This is a genomic window from Paraburkholderia sp. 40 (assembly GCF_050434105.1).
Taxonomy (GTDB): Bacteria; Pseudomonadota; Gammaproteobacteria; order Burkholderiales; family Burkholderiaceae; genus Paraburkholderia; species Paraburkholderia tuberum.
Genome location: NZ_JBNPVY010000004.1, coordinates 4,237,014 through 4,254,761, shown reverse-complemented (window position 1 = coordinate 4,254,761; position 17,748 = coordinate 4,237,014). Strand labels below are relative to the sequence as shown.

Sequence of the window (17,748 nt, the reverse complement as noted above, 5' to 3'; positions counted from 1 at the left end):
CGCAGAATCGCCTGCGAGGGCTTCCATGTGGGAGTATCTGCCTGGAGGGTGTCACTGCTCGAAGGCTAGATGTTATTTCCCTTTGCGGAGCTCCAAATCACGGAGTTCCTCGAGCGTGCGAACAACCGCCTCTACCTGTTCGCCATCGAAGTCATCCCGGTCCGCCTCTTCATGTGTGCCTTTGTTCAGGTAAGTCCAAATAAGGCTGGTCCCTGGGATGCCGAGGATGCGCTCCAGTGCTCCAACAATTATTTCCTTGTTGGCGTGATTGAACGAGCCGGCATCGCGCAGCTTCTTCCGCAGCGCCTCGCACAGGTTTCTAAGCGCCGGCTCCGCGCCGACACCGGCGAGTGGCACACTGAGCGTACCTAGGTCATGTGTTCCCAGCCACCGCCAGACCTTCTCGGTTAGCATCTCGAGCGCCTGCCGTGATGCAGACAAAGCTTCCCGGTCGTTCAATACGTCCCGAGCAGCTCGCGCTTTCGCAACGTAGTTCGCAGTTGGGACATTGCCGCTTACGCGCGGATGATGGTCTCCAGTATGGTGGCGGAAGAGATAAACCTGAGAGTCGCGCTCTCGGGGCAGATGTTGCTGGATGTCCTTGATGAATTCGTTGCTGTGGCAGGTGACGACGATTTGAGTGTCCGCGAACGTATCGCTCTCAAATATGGCTTCCCGGATACCGCCGCGGTGGTCGTGGTCAATCGCATTGATTGCATCGTCGAAAACAATCGTCGGTGAGTCGATGCTCTTCGCCTTTGCCAAAAGAATCGCGAGGCCAAGACAGCGGATATGACCTTCACTCAGGACATGCAATGCATCAACACGTCTGTCTTGGTCGCCGCGGAAGGTGACTTCAATTTTTCCATCGTCCGTCAAGGGCAAATGCAGTGCCGCAAGCTTGTCGGCGTCCAGGTCGTTGCGATTGAACTCGTTGTACAGATTAAGCGCCGTCTCGTTGAGGCCCGCCATCAATTGACCCGGGAGGCGGTCCCGATACGACCGCAGCTCCTCGAGGAATCGGTCATACGTACCCTTCAGCGGCGTGTCGCGAGCGATAGCGAGTCGCTCCTGTTCGGCCTCTGCTATCAGTTGGGCATTTGCAACGTCAAAAGCGTCAATACGCTTGCTGGCCGCAGCGACGTTATCCTTAAGTGTCTGCCGTTTTTGGTCTTGTGCTTGAACTCTGAGGCGAAAATCCTCAAGACGCCTGCGCTCCTCGACGTGGGGTTGCCGGTTCTGTTGCGCTTGATGCGAAGCGGCATCTTGTGCCTCCATACGCTCCACAATTGCAAGCAGTTCCCGCTGCACGTCAGGGTTGGCTGGTTGTGCAGGCTGTTTGGGATAGACGCCGGCCCACCATGCGCCGGCAGGGGCTGGCGGCAATGGAGCAAGAAACTGCGTGAGCGCTGTCGGCTTCTCAGTCAGCGAAGCGAGGAACCCAGATACCCGACCGAGCAACTCCCGAAGTTCCCGGGATGCTTGGTCCACTTCGCGCTGTGCGGCACGTTGCTTTTCCTGAAGGGTGCCAAGCTCCTCGAGCTGCTTAAGCCCTGCCGATGCTTTCTCGTACGGGTTGGTCGTCACCTGCATCGGCCCGGCAAGTGGTGTATCGCACGCGGGGCACCGGTCTCCCACAGACTCTTTCAGGGCAACGACCGCGTCATACAGGCCTTTGAACGATACTTGCTCGCTGCGGGCACGCAGGGCGGCAGTATGTTCGTCAACTGTGCTCTGACACTCGTTCGCCTTGTCAAATGCTGCAACGAGTCCCAGACTCGTCACACCGATGATGCTTGGCGGCATGCGTTCCAGAATGGCATTGAGGGCATGGAGTCGGCCAGGTACTGCCTCGGAGCCAATGAGCTGCTTAAGCATTTCATAGGTCGTGCCTGCGGCGTGTTCGAGCCCCAACTTGGCTTCCTCGGCATCAAGCCCGCGAAGTGACTCCGCTTCGCCTTTTACGGTTTGTTGGTCAGTGGCCAGCGTGGCACGCTGCGCGGCCAACGCTTTTTGCTTGTTATCAGTCAGGACGAGCTGGCCGTCGATGTTTTCATTGAAGTTGCCGACAAAGTCGCTGAACTGGTCCATGCCAAACAGCGTGGCTATCAATTCTGCTCGTTGTGCTGGCGGCCGTGCAGCAATCCGAGAGAAGGAGTCAATCCGGTTCTTCTCGACGAAGCAGAAGCGATACGTGTCAGGGTTCGCGGCGACATTGATTTCACCGCCCCGGTGGTCCGTTGCTGTCAGGACGGGGTCAACGAAGCGCCCGGCGTGCAAATTCGCGAGGTACGTGCGCGCGACGATTCGCTTGGCGCCTGCTTCCTCGACCTCGCCTAGCAGCGCGTATTCCAATCCTTCGCACAAGCTAGTCTTACCGCTTCCATTCGGGCCATAGAAGAGGACCACCTGCTTGGTCAGGTCGAAGGTCTCAGGGTTTCTGAATCCACGGAACGGACCAAGAGTGAAGTTGCGCAGCCGCTTCCATGCCCACGCGCCAGCGACGGCTTGAGCCGCCGGTGCTGGCACGACGTCCGCGATTTCCGGCATTGAGTCGCGTATTAGCCGCGCAAGAGTAATTGAGCGCTGACTGCGTTGTCTTGTGGTTGCCGCAAGCTCGTCGAAGTTCTGCAAACAGAGCATCGCCAGACGGCGCACGTCGGGAGGCATTGCGCTATCCGGCTCGTAGAGCCGGCGGACGAAGTGTTCAAAATCTTGTTTGGCAGTAGCCATTACTGCTCCTCTCAGTGTCGTTGTAATGTTCGCCGCAACTTCACGAAACCACCGCTTCTCGGAGCCAGCGGCTTTCGGCTTATTTGGTCGTCGGTTCGTCCGTCGCAGACCGCGCAGTACTTCGAGCGAATGCCAAGCCGCCGTCAATATCGAGATGCGTCGATGCGAACGCGGCGCGCTTCACGGACATCGGTAGCGCCCAGTCCCATTTTTCCCGGTCAAGATTTTCTATCTCGGCTACGGTCTTGATGGCTGTCGCCTGGTCTAACTGACCAATCTGATGTAGAGCTTCCGTCACGCGCTCTGCGCTGCCGTTCGACACGCCGATGACTGCGCCATTGTTAAACGCGTCGAGTTTGTTGGCACGTAGCAGCAGGACCAGAGCGTCGTTGAGATAATCACCTTGCCACGTGGCAATAAAGGTACCCGAGCCCTCTCGGAAAATGGCGGTCCGTTCCAGTGACGCTTCGGCATAGTATCGACGCGCCTCTCGCAGCATTCCTTGGCCCGCGGCGTCCAGAAACAATACGGGTTCCGCGCCCGCCAGAAGACGCCGCATTTCGCGCCGCACCTCGTCATGAACCATCGCGCCGTTGCCATCAAATTGCGGCGGAGCGCCACCTTTATCGGGTGTTACGTAAATGGTCTTTCCTTCTTGGACGACTTCTTCGACACGCCAGCGCCGTCCGCCAAATATTAAGCCCTGACCCTTGGTCAGCGGGTGCGCCACTGGGACGCTTCCAAGCTGGCGTCCACCAGCAATCACTCGAAATTCTTCATCGCTGGCGAAAGCCGAATAGAACTCGTAGTGGTTGACCAGTTTTTCACCGACCCCGCCGTGAAGGAGCAGCCCGTTTGACGATTGGACAAGAAGGTCCAGCTTGCCCAGATTCTGCAAGACCTCCGTGAATGAGGACTTATCTATTGCCTCGAACGTACCACTGGCTATCAGGCTGGCCCAAAGCTCTGCGGCCGTACACCCACCACGCTCGGCGATGATGGACAGAATTTGCTGGATTAGAGTCGACGCATGCATTCCGCCAACCCTGGGCGGCTCGAACCATCCTCGCATCAACAGACTTACCATCGCGACTGACTGGACCAGACTTTCCCGTATCCGGTCGGAAAAATCGGAATCCGCCTTCAGCTCTGATTCGACGCAGTACCCGCGCAAGATTGCCGACTCTCCCTTGCGCCGGCCTGAGCGCCCGAGACGTTGACGGAGGCTCGCTACCGATGGCGGCGCACCAATCTGCGCGATGCTTTTTACTGCGCCGATGTCGATACCGAGTTCCAGAGTCGTCGTGCAGATGGCGCTCGCCGGCCTGGTGCCGTCCTTGAGTGCTTGCTCCGTGTCCTCGCGGAGTTCCTTCGAAAGGCTTCCATGATGCGGCCAGAATTCGTTCAGATATCCGTCTCTTTCACACGCGCGGCGCAGAAGGTCGGCATAGGTTTCAACGAGCCGCCGGCTGTTGGGGAATATGAGATTGTTTGAGCCACGCAGCGACTTGTACAGCTGGTTCGCGACGTCGACGGTACTTCCGGGGACCGCGTCCTCCAGCACCGGATTTTCTAAATCGGGTTCCAGTTCGATTCTGGGTGGTCGGAGGACAAAGCCCTTTATCAGCACCTTCAGTTCCTGACCGCCGCTCTTCGATTGGATGACCTCGACGGCGGTGTCGTGGCCAGGCCGAAGGAATTGCGCTGCAAGCTGCATGTCGCCGAGCGTGGCAGAAAGCCCCACGCGAGCAACCCGCCGTCCGCATGTGCGCTCGACCCGGTGCATCAGTGACTGGAGCTGCTTTCCCCGCTCAGACCCAATGAACGCATGCAATTCATCGACAACGATGTAGCGCAGCGCGCCGAATGTTGCCTGCAAGGACGAACCACGATTGACAAACATCGCTTCAAGCGACTCGGGCGTTATCAGCAGAACGCCCTTGGGATTCTTAAAGAATCGCTGCTTGCGGCTAGCTGACACGTCTCCGTGCCAACCAATCACGGGAATCTCAAGCTCTTCGCAAAGGTCATTCAATCGCGACCATTGGTCGTTGATAAGGGCCTTCAACGGGCTTATATAGAGCACCGACCCGGTACACGGTTCGTCCCGCAGTAAATTCGACAGAATGGGAAGGAACGCAGCTTCGGTTTTCCCGGCCGCTGTCGCTGCTGCGATGATGATGTCATGGTCTGCATTGATGAGCGCGGGCACGGCGCGCTCCTGCGCGTCGCGTAGCTCGGTCCACCCCTCCCTCCAGACCCAACGTCGAATCTTTTCGTGGAGCAGGTCGAAGCTTCGGGAGTCAGCCGAGGCGGAAGCTGGCGAATTCATCGTCACCCTCGGTCGCAACGTCAGCCACGCCTCCCGTATCCTTCTCGACTTCGAGCGTCCCAATCAACTGCCGCCAGTCAGCCGACGGATTTTGTTCCAGAACCGCTAACAGGTTAATGAACGCCGTTATCGTCGTGCGCGGTGTTCTGAAATAGGTGTCACCGAGCCGCATGGCGCAATGCGCCATGAAGGCCGGAATCGCCTCCTGCGGCAAAATCGCCTTGGTCGCGTCGCCGAACGCGTGGACGAAGCGAATCTTATCCAGGAGGACATAAAAGTCCTCAGGCGTAAGGCTGGCCAACCGTATCACCGGACCGGTGTAGTCGACAAAACCATTCGTGGCGAACGTGTTTTCGGCAAGCCGCGACTGAAGGGCGGTGTAGCTATAGAGCCCCCGCTTCGTATCGAGCAGAAACTCGGGGGTACCCCCAAGAACGAACCCCAGTCCTTCTGCAGACCCTTGGAGCGAATCATTGAGAATCCGCAGAATCTGTTCGTAGTTCGAGTTCCGCGCCTGGACGTTCGCGAGTTTGTACAGGTTCACCAGCTCGTCGAGGCACACCACCATCCCGCCGTAACCGGCGAGTTTGACAAACCGAGCCGTGAGCTTGAGTTGGTCGTACACCGATGCGTCATCGATGATGGTGCGGACTCCGAGTGCCGCCCGGGCATCGGTTTTGGTGGAGAACTCGCCGCGCAACCAGCGAATCGCGTCGCCCTTGAGCTGCTCTTTTCCTTCGTCGAATCCGCGGCAGTATGCTGCGATAACGTCCGCGAAGTCGTATCCATTGACCATCTCGGTCAACTGATTGAGCTGCAGGCGAATCACCTCGTCGGTCGTTCGCCCCGAGGCCTTAGCCTCGGTTTTGGCCTGCCCAATGAACTTCTCTACAATACCCGCGAGCGCACCGCCGTCAGGCTTCGTTCGAGTCGACATGTTCTTCGCCAGTTCGGCGTACAGTGAACGTGCCTGACCACCGGATGCATGCAATCTTCGGTCAGGGTTCAGGTCCGCATGTACCGTGACCAGCTTCTTCTCGAGTGCGATGGCTCTGACGAGATTCAGAAAGAAAGTCTTCCCCGCGCCATATTCGCCGACCACCACCCGAAAGCTCGAGCCACCGTCCGCGACACGACCGATGTCCTGAATCAAAGCTTCCAGTTCTTTTGCGCGACCGACCTGGATTAGATGTTGCCCGATGCGCGGAACGACGCCGGCGCGAAGGGACTGAAGGACCGCATCGCGGTCCTTCGGGCGAATTGTTGTCATGAGGCTAACCTTTGTGCAAATTCCTGATTGATTTCGACTGGGTCATCGCCGTCAGTCAGCGGTTCGTCCCAATGGTCGAGCGAGGCTTCGTTTACCTGTTCAATTGCTCCGTCGAGCATCAGTTCCAGGTCCGACGCCGCGTCAGAAAGCTCGGAGCGAGTCCATGACGGACGTGACAGCAGAAGGCGCAAAAATGTCGAGTGCGCGTCGTCCAGTCCCAGCAGGCTTGCAGAGCCCGTCTGTGGCTCCAGGGCTTCTTGGACAGGCTCTGCAACCGGGACCTCTTCCGCAAACACATCAGCCAATAAGGCGGAGACTTTTGCCGTCTCCATCTGCAGTGCCTCGATTTTCGATGTATCCAGAGCAAAAGGCGTTTGCACCAAGCTTCTCGGCGCATTGCCAGCCGCGGACGACGTTCGCGATACGTTGGAGGAACGGGCAACATTGTTTCCGTGCAAGTCCCCATAAAGCCGCTGAGGGTCGAGACCAAGCATTTGGTAGAGTTTTTCCAGCATTTTCACTTCGGCCGGCGAGACAAACCCATCCGCATTTGCTGTCTGCACAAGTAACGTGGCGACGGAAACTTTTGCCTCCGCGGAAAGCGGTTCGAGCCGCTTCTTCAGGCTCGCTGGTGTGGGCGGCTGGGCAGTCTGCACTGCCGCGCGGGCTCTGAGCCTGTCCTGCTGTCGGGCGGTCAATTGCGGCCACGACTCAATCTGGCGATGAATCAACGCAACTTCCTGCTCAGACGCCTTGCCGTCAGCCATCGCAATCGATGCCGCCATGTCCACCATTAGCGCGAACGTTAAGTAACTGTCGTCAACGAAATTGGTTGAGGTGCTTGGATGCGTCGCATACAACCCGACGTAGTCGCCGCTCTTCGGAGTCCGGCCAGAGATTCGCACATCCGGTTCGATAGCAATGCCGGCCTCTCCCAGAACACGGGCAAAAGTGGTCAGCTTGTCGCGCGAGATGTTGCCCGACGCTTTGAACCGCTCGAACAGGCTGCCGAAGGTCGTCACAACGGTCACATTGCCAACATCTTTCGCCAGCGACTCGAGTTCCTGCCGAGCGCTTTCTGGCCATAGTTCGACTGGCAGCAGGAGCGCGCCTTCCAGCGACCCTTTTGCATCGGGGTCGCGGCCGAGAAATCGACTATATGCGTCAAGGGAGTCGGAGCACTCATTGACCAGTTGCTGGATTTTGTTGCGTGGCCCCGATACCGCAGCAATATCCGGTAGTGCCGTAATGTAATCCGGGTATTCGACGTTCTGCAGTGCAGGGAACGCGGCGCGGGCAGACACCCTTAGCTTTGTCTTGTTCGCCGTGAGCATCATGCCTTCGCGAAATCGCTCTCGGTACTTCCGCAAAAACAGTTGACGAAATTCGCTTTCGCAGCGCGTCACTGGCGTGCGCTTACTTACGCCTGGGTCTGATAGCGCCCAAGTGATTGCCCAATCGGGCGGAACCGGCTTTTTATCAACCGCGGCCTGGCCAAACGCTACGCGTAGGCTTAGGGGGACCTCGAAACCTCCCTTGATTGTCCCCGGCGCATGCTCGTATTGGCGCCTAGGGTGTGTCAAATGCACGAAGATAAACTCTAGCAACCCGTCAATGTATCCCGTCCTCAGGGCGTCCGGATATATTGTATTCAGGCGCCTCAACTCATTCGCGATAGCTTCGAATTCGTCGTTCGGCACCTTTCCCTGCATCCCGTCGACGAGGACGCGCCTCTCGAGACCATACAGGTAGAAAACGGCAAAGCTTCGATGCAATCGTGGGTCCGAGCGGTCGGATGCCAACCACTGAAGGTAAGCGCGCCGCTGCTCGGCCGAAAAGCCGTTATAGCTGAGCCAGTAGTCCTCCAATCCATTGGAGACGTCGCTGGCCGAACGTGCGATGTTGGCTCCTGGGTTGAGCACGCACGCGTCGAGTCCTCTGTGTGCCTCACCCCGTCGCGGCACGCCCAGATAAAACATGCCACCAGGGATTGCTACGCCGCCAATCTCAATTGTGTCGCCGACGCTGACCCAGCGGACGTTCGGCGCCGATTCGAGCGACGGGCGGGCAATTCGATAAGACGAAGAAGTCGAATCGGATGAGAGGGTCACCGTCAGAAATTCGTCTTCGGGCTGAGCGCGACTGCCCATATTGTTTGGCGACATTGGAGGGTTTGACTTGATATCGCCTGGCTCGGCTGAGCGCGAGGGCTTGCCGCTGGAAACAGTCGACTTCTCCTTTTTCTGGCTAAAGGCAGCAACAAGCGCGGAAACGAGCAAGAAGAGAAGGAAGAGGGTCCAGCCGCCCTTCGGCGCAAGTACGATTGCCAGCAATAGGGCCAACACCAGCATGCCCGTGCCGGAGCCCGATTTTTTCGCCTTCCGGCCCATGGTCTCAATCTCTCACGTCTTTTGAACTATGCGGATTGACTCGTCCGGTCATCTCCGCCGATTTTCGAGCAGTATAGTACGACGAAAGCAAGCAGCCGCGCGTCGCCGGCTTGCAATGCGGAATTCGTCGTCAGCCGACCAAGACGCGACGTTGCGTCTGTGGAAACAAGTCTGAACTCAACGGGCGAAGACCGATTTGACGAAACGACGGGCGTTCTACAAGCTATTCGTTGGATGCTGGGCAGTCACCGAGGCCGCTCCGTTGTTGTACAGCGATATAAATCACATCGCTGTACTAGCGATGGAAAAATCTAACGTTGCCAGCGGCCAATCTTATTGTCAGTGTGCGCTCACTTATTTTGCGAGCCGTGGCGCCGACTTGTTCGACTGCTTCCTGGCTGAAGCACCGACCGACATCGAGGTGGCAGCACGAGACCTGCAGATTTCTGACGCCAGTTTCGTGCGCTTGCGCCGAGCGATGGACCGGGTTGCTTGCGCGCAAACGGTGCTGGAAACAGTGAGGGTGGCCGGCGTGGGGGCGAAGCGCGACGAGACGGTGATGCGGATGCGGATGCGGGAAGCGGTGGAATTGCTGGCAAGAGAGTGGCCGGAGGACTATCCGGCCGGGGCAGTGGAGTGGACTTTGCCGCGATAAACCGAATTGCGAGCACGGACGGTCGAAAACCGTTCCGTGACGACGTTGATGAGAAATTTTCGCGCTTTCGCGGGGTCGCGAACCTATCTGTGAAGCCGACAGACGGCCGGCGGAGCCGCGGCTAACAACGCCGAGACACACGTGATTGCCAGCATCTGGTTCATAGCGGCGGAGCCCCGCGCGAGCGGAAGCGTTGCAAGTGCTTAGCGTTGCGGCCAAAATGTCTTCGACGTCATTTGTGAGGCGGCGACCCATGACGACGACCATCCTGACACTTTGTGTCGACCCAGCACTTCTGGTGGCGGCCGAAGGTGTGCTCCGCAAAAACGAATCGCTCCCTGAATTCATGGAATTGGCGCTGCGCGACTGCATCGCGCGCCGCCGTGTCCAAGATGGATTTATCTCGAGAGGCCTCGCTTCAGAGAAGCAGGCAGGTCGCGACAACGAATATTTCAGTGCCAGCGACGTTCTTTCGGAGCTCGAACGCCGGCTGACTGCTGCAAGAAATTCTTCGCGATAGCGGCTTGACGAAAGTAGCTTCTTCGCTCGCGCCTCCTCGCTTTCGCTACGACGCGAGAAGACCTTACATGGCGACCAATCGGCGCACTCTCGTCTGAATACAGGGAGCCGTGCGAGCAGATGCGCCGGTCGTGCGGCATGTGCATTTAAACGGCATTGCTTCACTGGCGATGAATTCTCCGCCCTTCCACCTGCCGACACGCCAAGGTGAGTTAGCGCTCACTTATTCTGGACGCGAAGCCGTTGAACTGTTGGCTATTCTGCTGGCAGATGCCGTCACCGACATCGAAGTTGCGGCACGAGACGCGGGGATTTCTGATGCCAGCTTCGTGCGCTTACGCCGGGCGATGGACCGGGTTGCTTGCGCGCAAACGGTGCTGGAAACAGTGAGGGTGGCGAGCGTTGGGGCGGAGTACGGTGAATCGGATGCGGTGATGCGGTTGCGCGAAGCGATGGAATTGCTGGCAAGGGGGTGGCCGGAGGACTACCCGGATGGTGCGGTGGAGTGGCTTCTGTTAGAGCCTCGAGGGATTCGACTTATGCCGGCGCGCGATGGCCTTGGAACGTGACCATTAGTTTCGGTTAATCCTTTGCTGACAAGGACTTGGACGCAGCGGGGTGTCGCCGCTAACCGAAACTAATGGCACCAATTAACCGAAACTAATGGTACTCCCCAGCCCGGTTTGCCGCTACGCCTTCGTCACTCCACCGTCACCGACTTCGCCAGGTTCCGCGGCTTATCCACATCCGTGCCACGCGCACAAGCGGTGTGATACGCGAGCAACTGCAGCGGCACGACGTGCAGGATCGGCGACAGCAAGCCATAGTGCTCTGGCATCCGGATCACATGCAGCCCTTCGCCGTTGACGATCTTCGTATCGGCATCGGCGAACACATAAAGCTCGCCGCCGCGCGCGCGCACTTCCTGGATGTTCGACTTCAGCTTTTCGAGCAGCGCGTCGTTCGGTGCGACCGTCACCACCGGCATTGCTTCGGTCACGAGCGCCAGCGGCCCGTGCTTCAGCTCGCCAGCCGGATACGCCTCGGCGTGGATATACGAAATCTCCTTGAGCTTCAGCGCGCCTTCGAGCGCGATCGGATAGTGCATGCCGCGGCCGAGGAACAACGCATGTTCCTTGCGCGAAAACTCCTCCGACCACGCGATGATCTGCGGCTCCAGCGCGAGCACGCTGTTGAGCGCCGCCGGCAGGTGGCGCAACTGCTTCAGATAACTCGCTTCCTGCTCGTCGTTCAAACGTCCGCGCAGCTTCGCGAGCGTTGCCGCCAGCGTGAACAGCGCAACCAGCTGCGTCGTGAATGCCTTGGTCGACGCGACGCCGATCTCGCGGCCCGCGTGCGTGAGGAACGACAACTCGGTCTGCCGCACCATCGCGCTCGTGCCGACGTTGCAGATCGCGAGCGTATGCTTGTGGCCGAGCTCCTGCGCGTGCTTGAGCGCCGCGAGCGTGTCGGCGGTTTCGCCCGACTGCGAAATCACCACCACCAGCGACTTCGGATTCGGCACCGACTCGCGATAGCGATACTCGCTCGCGATCTCGACCTGACTCGGAATCTTCGCGAGCGATTCGAGCCAGTACTTGGCGGTGAGCCCCGAGTAGTAGCTGGTGCCGCACGCGAGAATCAGCAGGCCGTCGATGTCCGCGAACACCTGGCGCGCGCCTTCGCCGAAGATCGACGCATCGAACGCGTCGGCCTGCGGAATCGTGTCGGTGATCGCGCGCGGCTGCTCGAAGATTTCCTTCTGCATGAAGTGGCGATACGGGCCGAGTTCGACCGCGCCGCCATAGGCCGCGACCTGGCGCACCTCGCGTTGCGCGGCCTCGCCCTGGCGATCGGCGATGCGCACGCCATCGAGCGACAGTTCGCAGACGTCGCCTTCCTCGAGGAAGATGAAGCGCTCGGTGCTGCCTGCGAGCGCGAGCGCATCCGATGCGAGGAAGTTTTCGCCGTCGCCGAGCCCGACCACGAGCGGCGAGCCCTGGCGCGCGCCGACCACCATATGCGGCTGATCCTTGTGCAGCACCGCGATCGCATACGCGCCGTGCAGTTGCGCGATCGCCTCGCGCACCGCAGCGAACAGGTCGCCGCGATACAGGCTATGGATCAGGTGCGCGATAACCTCGGTGTCGGTCTGCGAGACGAACTCGTAACCCTTGCCGCGCAGCATTTCGCGCAAGGTTTCGTAGTTTTCGATGATGCCGTTGTGTACCAACGCCAGCGCATCCCGCGAGAAGATCGGGTGCGCGTTGTCGGTGACCGGTGCGCCATGCGTGGCCCAGCGTGTATGCGCGATGCCCGTCACGCCTTCGAGGTGACCGTCGCGCACCTGGCCTTCGAGGTCGGCCACGCGCGCGACGCTGCGCGCGCGGCTCGGCCCGCGAGCGCCGAGCACGGCGACGCCGCACGAATCGTAGCCGCGATATTCGAGGCGTCGCAGTCCTTCGATCAGGACGGGAACGATATTACGTTGCGCAACCGCGCCGACAATGCCGCACATGGTGTATTCCTTTTCAGTGCCGGAATCAGTGAGCGCGCCTCGTGGGCACGCCGTATCGATCAGCTTTTCTTTTTGACAGGGCGCACGTAGCCCGTCTTGCTCGTCTGGGTTTTATCGTTCAACACCAGCGCGCCGGCGGCGACGTCCTTCCACACCGTGGTGCCGGCCGCGATCGTCGCGCCGCGCTGCACGCGCACTGGTGCGACCAGTTGCGTGTCCGAGCCGACGAACACGTCGTCCTCGATCACGGTGCGGAATTTGTTGGCGCCGTCGTAGTTGCAGGTGATCGTGCCCGCGCCGATATTCACGCGCGCGCCGACATCCGCATCGCCGATGTAGGTGAGGTGGTTGGCCTTCGAGCCATGACCGAGCACCGCGTTCTTGATCTCGACGAAGTTCCCTACATGGGACTCGTCTTGCAGTGCCGCGCCTGTGCGCAAGCGCGCATACGGACCGACAACGGCCTTCGCGCCGACTTCCGCGCCTTCGATGTGCGTGAACGCATCGACGCGCGTACCGGCGCCGACACTCGCGTTGCGAATCACGCAGTTCGGCCCGATGCTGACGTTGTCGGCCAGCGTCACACGGCCTTCGAACACGCAGTTGACGTCGATCGACACGTCGCGGCCGCATTCGAGCGTGCCGCGCACGTCGACGCGCGCCGGGTCGGCGAGCGTCACGCCCGCGACCAGTAGTGCGTCGGCGACATTGCGCTGATGAATCCGCTCGAGCTCGGCGAGCTGCTGCTTGCTGTTGACGCCGAGCGTTTCCCACTCGTCGTCGGGTTGCGTGGTGACGACTTCGAGGCCGGCTTCGATCGCCATTTCGACCGCGTCGGTCAGATAGAACTCGCCTTGCGCGTTGTCGTTTTTGAGCGCCGCGAGCCAGCCGGCAAGGCGCGCGGTCGGCGCGACGATGATGCCGGTGTTGATTTCGGCGATCTTCCGTTGCTCGGGACTCGCGTCCTTCTGCTCGACGATGCGTTGCACGTTGCCGTGCAGATCGCGCACGATGCGGCCGTAACCGGTCGGGTCGTCGAGCGTGACGGTGAGCACGCCGTAGCCGTCCTGGCCGGCACGCCCGGTCAGTGCGCGCAGCGTTTGCGCACGCGTGAGCGGCACGTCGCCATAAAGCACCAGCGTGGGCAACGAAGGATCGAGCAGCGGCAGCGCCTGCTGCACCGCGTGGCCGGTGCCGAGCTGTTGCTCCTGCACCGCGAACTGGATATCGGGCGCCGCGACGGCTTCGCGCACGGCTTCGGCGCCGTGGCCGATCACGACGATCAGGCGGGCCGGCTTCAGTGCGCGGGCGGTGTCGATGACGTGAGCGAGGAGCGGCCGGCCGGCCAGAGGATGGAGCACCTTGGGAAGCGCGGACCGCATGCGCTTGCCGGTACCTGCCGCCAAAATGACGATGTTCATGGCGTCGGCAAATAGACGAGTTTGGAGCGGACGATTCTATCATGCTGCATCTGCAAAAAAGGCCGCAGACGCGGCCTCGGCAGGACTTGCAAGTCAGCGGAAAAGCGCCGGAATGCCGCTGGAACAGGCACTTTTCGCTCGTTACAGGTCGTCGAACTGGACCAGCGAAATGGTCTTCGCACTGGTGAGCGGCGCGCCTTCGTCGCCGCTCGAGCATGGTTCTTCGTCGAACGCGATGTCACCTTGCGGGTCGGCTTCGCCGGTCGCGCGCAGCCCCGCGAACGGAAACAGCTGGTGATCCATCAGATGCGACGGCACCACGTTCGACAACGCATTGAACATGTTCTCGATGCGGCCCGGGAAACGCTTTTCCCAGTCGCGGACCAGCGCCTTCATTTCCGCGCGCTTAAGGTTTGGTTGGCTACCGCACAGATTGCACGGAATGATCGGGAATTCACGCAGCTCGGCGTACTTCTCCAGATCGGTTTCCTTCACGTAGGCGAGCGGCCGGATCACGATGTTCTTGCCGTCGTCCGATTGCAGCTTGGGCGGCATGCCCTTCAACTTGCCGCCGTAGAACAGGTTCAGCAGCAGCGTTTGCAAGATGTCGTCGCGATGATGGCCGAGCGCGATCTTGGTCGCGCCGAGCTCGCCGGCGACGCGATACAGGATGCCGCGCCGCAGCCGCGAGCACAGCGAACAGGTGGTCTTGCCCTCCGGCACGAGCCGCTTGACGATGCTGTAGGTGTCCTGATTCTCGATGTGAAACGGGATGTCGAGCTGGGTCAGATACTCGGGCAGCACGTGTTCGGGGAAGCCTGGCTGCTTCTGGTCGAGGTTTACCGCGACGATGTCGAAATTGATCGGCGCGCGCTCGCGCAGCCGCATCAGGATCTCGAGCATCGCGTAACTGTCCTTGCCGCCCGACAGGCACACCATCACCTTGTCGCCGTCCTCGATCATGTTGTAGTCGCCGATCGCCTGGCCGACCTGGCGCGCGAGACGCTTGAAGAGCTTGTTGTTCTCGTATGCTTCCTTCTGCTCGCGGCGCGTGAGCGGCGATTTCGGGGCGCGGGCGGCGCTCGGTGCCGCGGTGGCCTCGGCGGCTTCGTTGCCTGCGGTCAGCATTTCCGGTGCGTTCATCGCTCAGTCCTCCTTGATGCGGAAGACTTCGACGCCGACCGCATCGCAGTCCGGATACACGTCCGGCTTTTCGGTCGACACGCGCGCGCCGCGCACCTGCGGATGTTCGAGCATCGCGCGCACGAGGTCGTCGCACAGCGTTTCCTGCAGATGAATATGGCCTTGCGAGACCCGCCTGGCGATCGTCGAGCGCATGAAGTCGTAGTCGACGACTTCGGTGAGCTTGTCGTGCACCGGCGTGGACATCGTGAGCGGCACGAACAGTTCGACGTTGATCACGACGCGCTGCTCGCCGCGCTTTTCGAAGTCGTGCACGCCGATATTGATGTGCACTTCGTAATTGCGCAGAAAAAGCCGGCGGCAATCGGCGAGCCGGGGGTGCGAAAGAGCGGCAAACATGTTCGTTCCAGTCCAAAAAAGCGTGCGGGGCACGCAAAGGGGCGCTTCGCCACACGCGATGACCGCCTCGAAGGCCGGCCACGCGCGCGTGTCAGGCGCCCGTCAAAAACATCACGTCGCGCGGCAGCGGCACGAGATGCTGCCCGCCGTCGACCACCAGCGTCGTTCCGGTAACGCCGGCTGCATCCGCGAGATACAGCGCGGCGGCGACGATATCCTCGGGCCGCGACGCACGGCCAAGAGGCGTCATACGGTGAGCGGCCTCGAACCCGTGCTGGGTCTGGTCGCCCGATTGCATGGTCAGCCCGGGCGCGAGCCCGACCACCCGGAGCTTCGGCGCGAGCGCCTGAGCGAGCGCGACCGTCGCGGTCTGCAGCGCCGCCTTCGACAGCGTGTACGACAGATAGTCCGGGTTCATGTTGTACAGCTTCTGATCCAGCACATTGATGACGACGCCGCGCTGGCTTTCGTCGCGCAACGCCGCATCGGGCGTCGCGTCGTAAAGCATGCGCGCGAGCACGAGCGGCGCGCCGACGTTCATCGCGGTCAGCTTCAGCAGCAGCTCGTAGCCGACGTCGCGCGCCGTGTCTTCCTCGAAGCGCGACGCGTTATTGACGATGCACGACGGCCGTCCGAGCGCAGCGGCGCAGTCCGGCAGCAGCCGGGCGACCTGCGCCTCGTCGCCGAGCTCGGCGTGCAGCGCGACCGCGCGGCGGCCCAGCGCGACGATCTGCGCGACCACTTCGTCGGCGTCCTCACGGGAGGCGCCGTAGTGCACGGCCACGTCCCAGCCGCGCGCGGCGAAGCCGAGTGCGAGCGCGCGCCCGATGCGGCGCGCAGCGCCCGTAATCAGCACGACGCGGGGCGTTTCGGGCGGCAGTTCAGCCGCGCGGGCAGCGATGTCCGGAGAAACGGTCATTTACAATGCGGGGATGAATCCGAAAGCTCACCAACCCGATAGTTTACCTGCTCCCGGCCCGAGTGCGCTCGCGCAGTCCGACGCGCTCGTCGCCGAGATCCGCGCGCAGCTCGACGCGGCCGGCGGATGGCTGCCGTTCGATCGCTACATGGAGCGCGCGTTGTACGCGCCGGGGCTCGGCTACTACAGCGGCGGTGCGCGTAAATTCGGCCTGCGCGCCGACGACGGTAGCGACTTCGTCACCGCGCCGGAATTGTCGCCGCTGTTCGCCGCGACGCTCGCGCGCCCGCTCGCCGAAGCGTTGGAGGCGAGTGGCACGCGCGATGTGATGGAGTTCGGCGCCGGCACCGGCAAGCTCGCCGCGGGCTTGCTCAATGCGCTCGACACGCTCGGCGCCGAGTTCGACAGCTATTCGATCATCGATCTATCGGGTGAGCTGCGCGAGCGGCAGCGCGAAACGATCGCGGCGGCCGCGCCCGCGCTGCTCGCGAAAGTGCGCTGGCTCGACGCGTTGCCGCAGCGCTTCGAAGGCGTGGTGATCGGCAACGAGGTGCTCGATGCGATGCCGGTGCGGCTCTTCGCGCAAAACGGCGGTGTCTGGCGCGAGCGCGGCGTGGTGTGGCGCGACGGCGCCTTCGCGTTCGACGACCGCCCCGTCGCGGCCGCCGCGGACCTCGCGCTGCTGACCGAAATCGATGCGACCCGCGAACCGGCCGGCGACGACTACGTGACAGAAACGCACGAAGCCGCGCGCGCCTTCACGCGCACCATCTGCACGATGCTAGCGCGCGGCGCGATCTTGCTGATCGACTACGGTTTTCCGCGCCACGAGTACTACCACGACCAGCGCGCGCAGGGCACGCTGATGTGCCACTACCGGCACCGCGCGCACGGCGACCCGTTCCTGTACCCCGGTCTGCAGGACATCACCGCGCACGTCGAATTCACCGGCATCGCCGAGGCGGGCGTCGAGACCGGCGCGGACCTGCTCGGCTTCACATCGCAAGCGCGCTTTCTGCTGAACGCGGGCGTCACCGAGGCGCTCGGCGAAATCGATCCCGCCGACGCCGCGCGCTTTCTTCCGGCCGCCAATGCGGTACAGAAGCTGCTGTCCGAGGCGGAGATGGGCGAGCTCTTCAAGGTGATCGCGTTTTCGCGTGGACTCGACGATGCGCTGCGCGCCTTTTCGAGCGGCGATCGTTCGCATACGCTGTGATTGTGAATCCGCTCTGGCTCGAGGACTCGCGATGATTCGCTGGCTTTTGACTACCTTCGTTGCCGTCGCGGTGCTGTCGTCGTGCTGGCCGTGGCTGAGGAAGCTCGGCATCGGCCGGATGCCCGGCGACGTGACCTTGCGGCTGTTCGGCCGCGAGTATCCGTTTCCGTTCATGTCGACGCTGGTGCTGTCGATGCTGTTGTCGCTGTTGGCGCGGGTGTTGTAGGCGCCGT

The 17,748-nt window shown here is 61.2% G+C and carries 14 protein-coding genes; 5 read left to right on the top strand and 9 right to left on the bottom strand.

The window, feature by feature from the left end; translation table 11 throughout:
• Positions 1-72: 72 nt before the first annotated feature.
• From OKW28_RS41575 to OKW28_RS41560, 4 genes are all read right to left on the bottom strand, one after another.
• Positions 73-2,733, bottom strand: a complete 2,661-nt coding sequence (locus OKW28_RS41575; RefSeq protein ID WP_429454062.1) for an AAA family ATPase — start codon at positions 2,731-2,733, stop codon at positions 73-75.
• A 79-nt stretch (positions 2,734-2,812) separates the two neighbouring features.
• Positions 2,813-5,065 carry a DEAD/DEAH box helicase gene (locus OKW28_RS41570; protein ID WP_429454060.1) on the bottom strand — a complete coding sequence of 751 codons (2,253 nt, stop codon included), beginning with the start codon at positions 5,063-5,065 and terminating at the stop codon, positions 2,813-2,815.
• Entirely contained in the window at positions 5,037-6,335 is a 1,299-nt protein-coding gene (locus OKW28_RS41565) for an ATP-binding protein (RefSeq protein WP_429454058.1), read from the bottom strand. The genes OKW28_RS41570 and OKW28_RS41565 overlap by 29 nt, the downstream gene beginning before the upstream one ends.
• Entirely contained in the window at positions 6,332-8,725 is a 2,394-nt protein-coding gene (locus OKW28_RS41560) for a TerB N-terminal domain-containing protein (protein WP_429454056.1), read from the bottom strand. The genes OKW28_RS41565 and OKW28_RS41560 overlap by 4 nt, the downstream gene beginning before the upstream one ends.
• Positions 8,726-9,026: 301 nt before the next feature.
• On the opposite strand from OKW28_RS41560, the gene OKW28_RS41555 reads away from it, so the two are divergent.
• From OKW28_RS41555 to OKW28_RS41545, 3 genes are all read left to right on the top strand, one after another.
• A complete protein-coding gene (locus OKW28_RS41555) occupies positions 9,027-9,380 on the top strand; it encodes a hypothetical protein (RefSeq protein WP_429454055.1) in 354 nt (117 codons plus the stop codon).
• 253 nt (positions 9,381-9,633) lie between these two features.
• A complete protein-coding gene (locus OKW28_RS41550; RefSeq protein ID WP_429454053.1) occupies positions 9,634-9,900 on the top strand; it encodes a prevent-host-death protein in 267 nt (88 codons plus the stop codon).
• Positions 9,901-10,009: 109 nt separating this feature from the next.
• Complete coding sequence (locus tag OKW28_RS41545; RefSeq protein WP_429454051.1) at positions 10,010-10,468, top strand: hypothetical protein; 459 nt, start codon at positions 10,010-10,012, stop codon at positions 10,466-10,468.
• 131 nt (positions 10,469-10,599) lie between these two features.
• Here the strand turns inward: OKW28_RS41545 and glmS are convergent, their stop codons facing one another.
• From glmS to OKW28_RS41520, 5 genes are all read right to left on the bottom strand, one after another.
• The gene (glmS, locus tag OKW28_RS41540) at positions 10,600-12,417 is read right to left on the bottom strand and encodes a glutamine--fructose-6-phosphate transaminase (isomerizing) (RefSeq protein WP_429454049.1); all 1,818 of its coding nucleotides are present in this window, start codon (positions 12,415-12,417) and stop codon (positions 10,600-10,602) included.
• Positions 12,418-12,476: 59 nt separating this feature from the next.
• Positions 12,477-13,838 carry a bifunctional UDP-N-acetylglucosamine diphosphorylase/glucosamine-1-phosphate N-acetyltransferase GlmU gene (gene glmU, locus OKW28_RS41535; RefSeq protein ID WP_429454047.1) on the bottom strand — a complete coding sequence of 454 codons (1,362 nt, stop codon included), beginning with the start codon at positions 13,836-13,838 and terminating at the stop codon, positions 12,477-12,479.
• Between the two features lie 141 nt (positions 13,839-13,979).
• Positions 13,980-14,981, bottom strand: coding sequence for a tRNA 2-thiocytidine(32) synthetase TtcA (gene ttcA, locus OKW28_RS41530; protein ID WP_429454045.1), 1,002 nt, complete (start codon positions 14,979-14,981; stop codon positions 13,980-13,982).
• Between the two features lie 3 nt (positions 14,982-14,984).
• Positions 14,985-15,380 (bottom strand): dihydroneopterin aldolase, encoded by a 396-nt coding sequence (locus OKW28_RS41525; protein ID WP_018418708.1) that lies wholly within the window; start codon positions 15,378-15,380, stop codon positions 14,985-14,987.
• 91 nt (positions 15,381-15,471) lie between these two features.
• Positions 15,472-16,299: an SDR family oxidoreductase gene (locus OKW28_RS41520; RefSeq protein WP_184065800.1), complete on the bottom strand. Its 828-nt coding sequence runs from the start codon at positions 16,297-16,299 to the stop codon at positions 15,472-15,474.
• A 13-nt stretch (positions 16,300-16,312) separates the two neighbouring features.
• On the opposite strand from OKW28_RS41520, the gene OKW28_RS41515 reads away from it, so the two are divergent.
• Positions 16,313-17,515 (top strand): class I SAM-dependent methyltransferase, encoded by a 1,203-nt coding sequence (locus OKW28_RS41515; RefSeq protein WP_429454042.1) that lies wholly within the window; start codon positions 16,313-16,315, stop codon positions 17,513-17,515.
• A gap of 31 nt (positions 17,516-17,546) precedes the next feature.
• Positions 17,547-17,741: a DUF2905 domain-containing protein gene (locus OKW28_RS41510; RefSeq protein WP_018418711.1), complete on the top strand. Its 195-nt coding sequence runs from the start codon at positions 17,547-17,549 to the stop codon at positions 17,739-17,741.
• The last annotated feature ends 7 nt before the right edge of the window (positions 17,742-17,748 follow it).

Excerpts from the sequence above, each read along its gene's own strand:
- OKW28_RS41575 (WP_429454062.1), bottom strand. The coding sequence starts at position 2,733 with ATGGCTACTGCCAAACAAGATTTTGAACACTTCGTCCGCCGGCTCTAC.
- OKW28_RS41570 (WP_429454060.1), bottom strand. The coding sequence starts at position 5,065 with ATGAATTCGCCAGCTTCCGCCTCGGCTGACTCCCGAAGCTTCGACCTG.
- OKW28_RS41565 (WP_429454058.1), bottom strand. The coding sequence starts at position 6,335 with ATGACAACAATTCGCCCGAAGGACCGCGATGCGGTCCTTCAGTCCCTT.
- OKW28_RS41560 (WP_429454056.1), bottom strand. The coding sequence starts at position 8,725 with ATGGGCCGGAAGGCGAAAAAATCGGGCTCCGGCACGGGCATGCTGGTG.
- OKW28_RS41555 (WP_429454055.1), top strand. The coding sequence starts at position 9,027 with ATGGAAAAATCTAACGTTGCCAGCGGCCAATCTTATTGTCAGTGTGCG.
- OKW28_RS41550 (WP_429454053.1), top strand. The coding sequence starts at position 9,634 with ATGACGACGACCATCCTGACACTTTGTGTCGACCCAGCACTTCTGGTG.
- glmS (WP_429454049.1), bottom strand. The coding sequence starts at position 12,417 with ATGTGCGGCATTGTCGGCGCGGTTGCGCAACGTAATATCGTTCCCGTC.
- glmU (WP_429454047.1), bottom strand. The coding sequence starts at position 13,838 with ATGAACATCGTCATTTTGGCGGCAGGTACCGGCAAGCGCATGCGGTCC.
- ttcA (WP_429454045.1), bottom strand. The coding sequence starts at position 14,981 with ATGAACGCACCGGAAATGCTGACCGCAGGCAACGAAGCCGCCGAGGCC.
- OKW28_RS41525 (WP_018418708.1), bottom strand. The coding sequence starts at position 15,380 with ATGTTTGCCGCTCTTTCGCACCCCCGGCTCGCCGATTGCCGCCGGCTT.
- OKW28_RS41520 (WP_184065800.1), bottom strand. The coding sequence starts at position 16,299 with ATGACCGTTTCTCCGGACATCGCTGCCCGCGCGGCTGAACTGCCGCCC.
- OKW28_RS41515 (WP_429454042.1), top strand. The coding sequence starts at position 16,313 with ATGAATCCGAAAGCTCACCAACCCGATAGTTTACCTGCTCCCGGCCCG.
- OKW28_RS41510 (WP_018418711.1), top strand. The coding sequence starts at position 17,547 with ATGATTCGCTGGCTTTTGACTACCTTCGTTGCCGTCGCGGTGCTGTCG.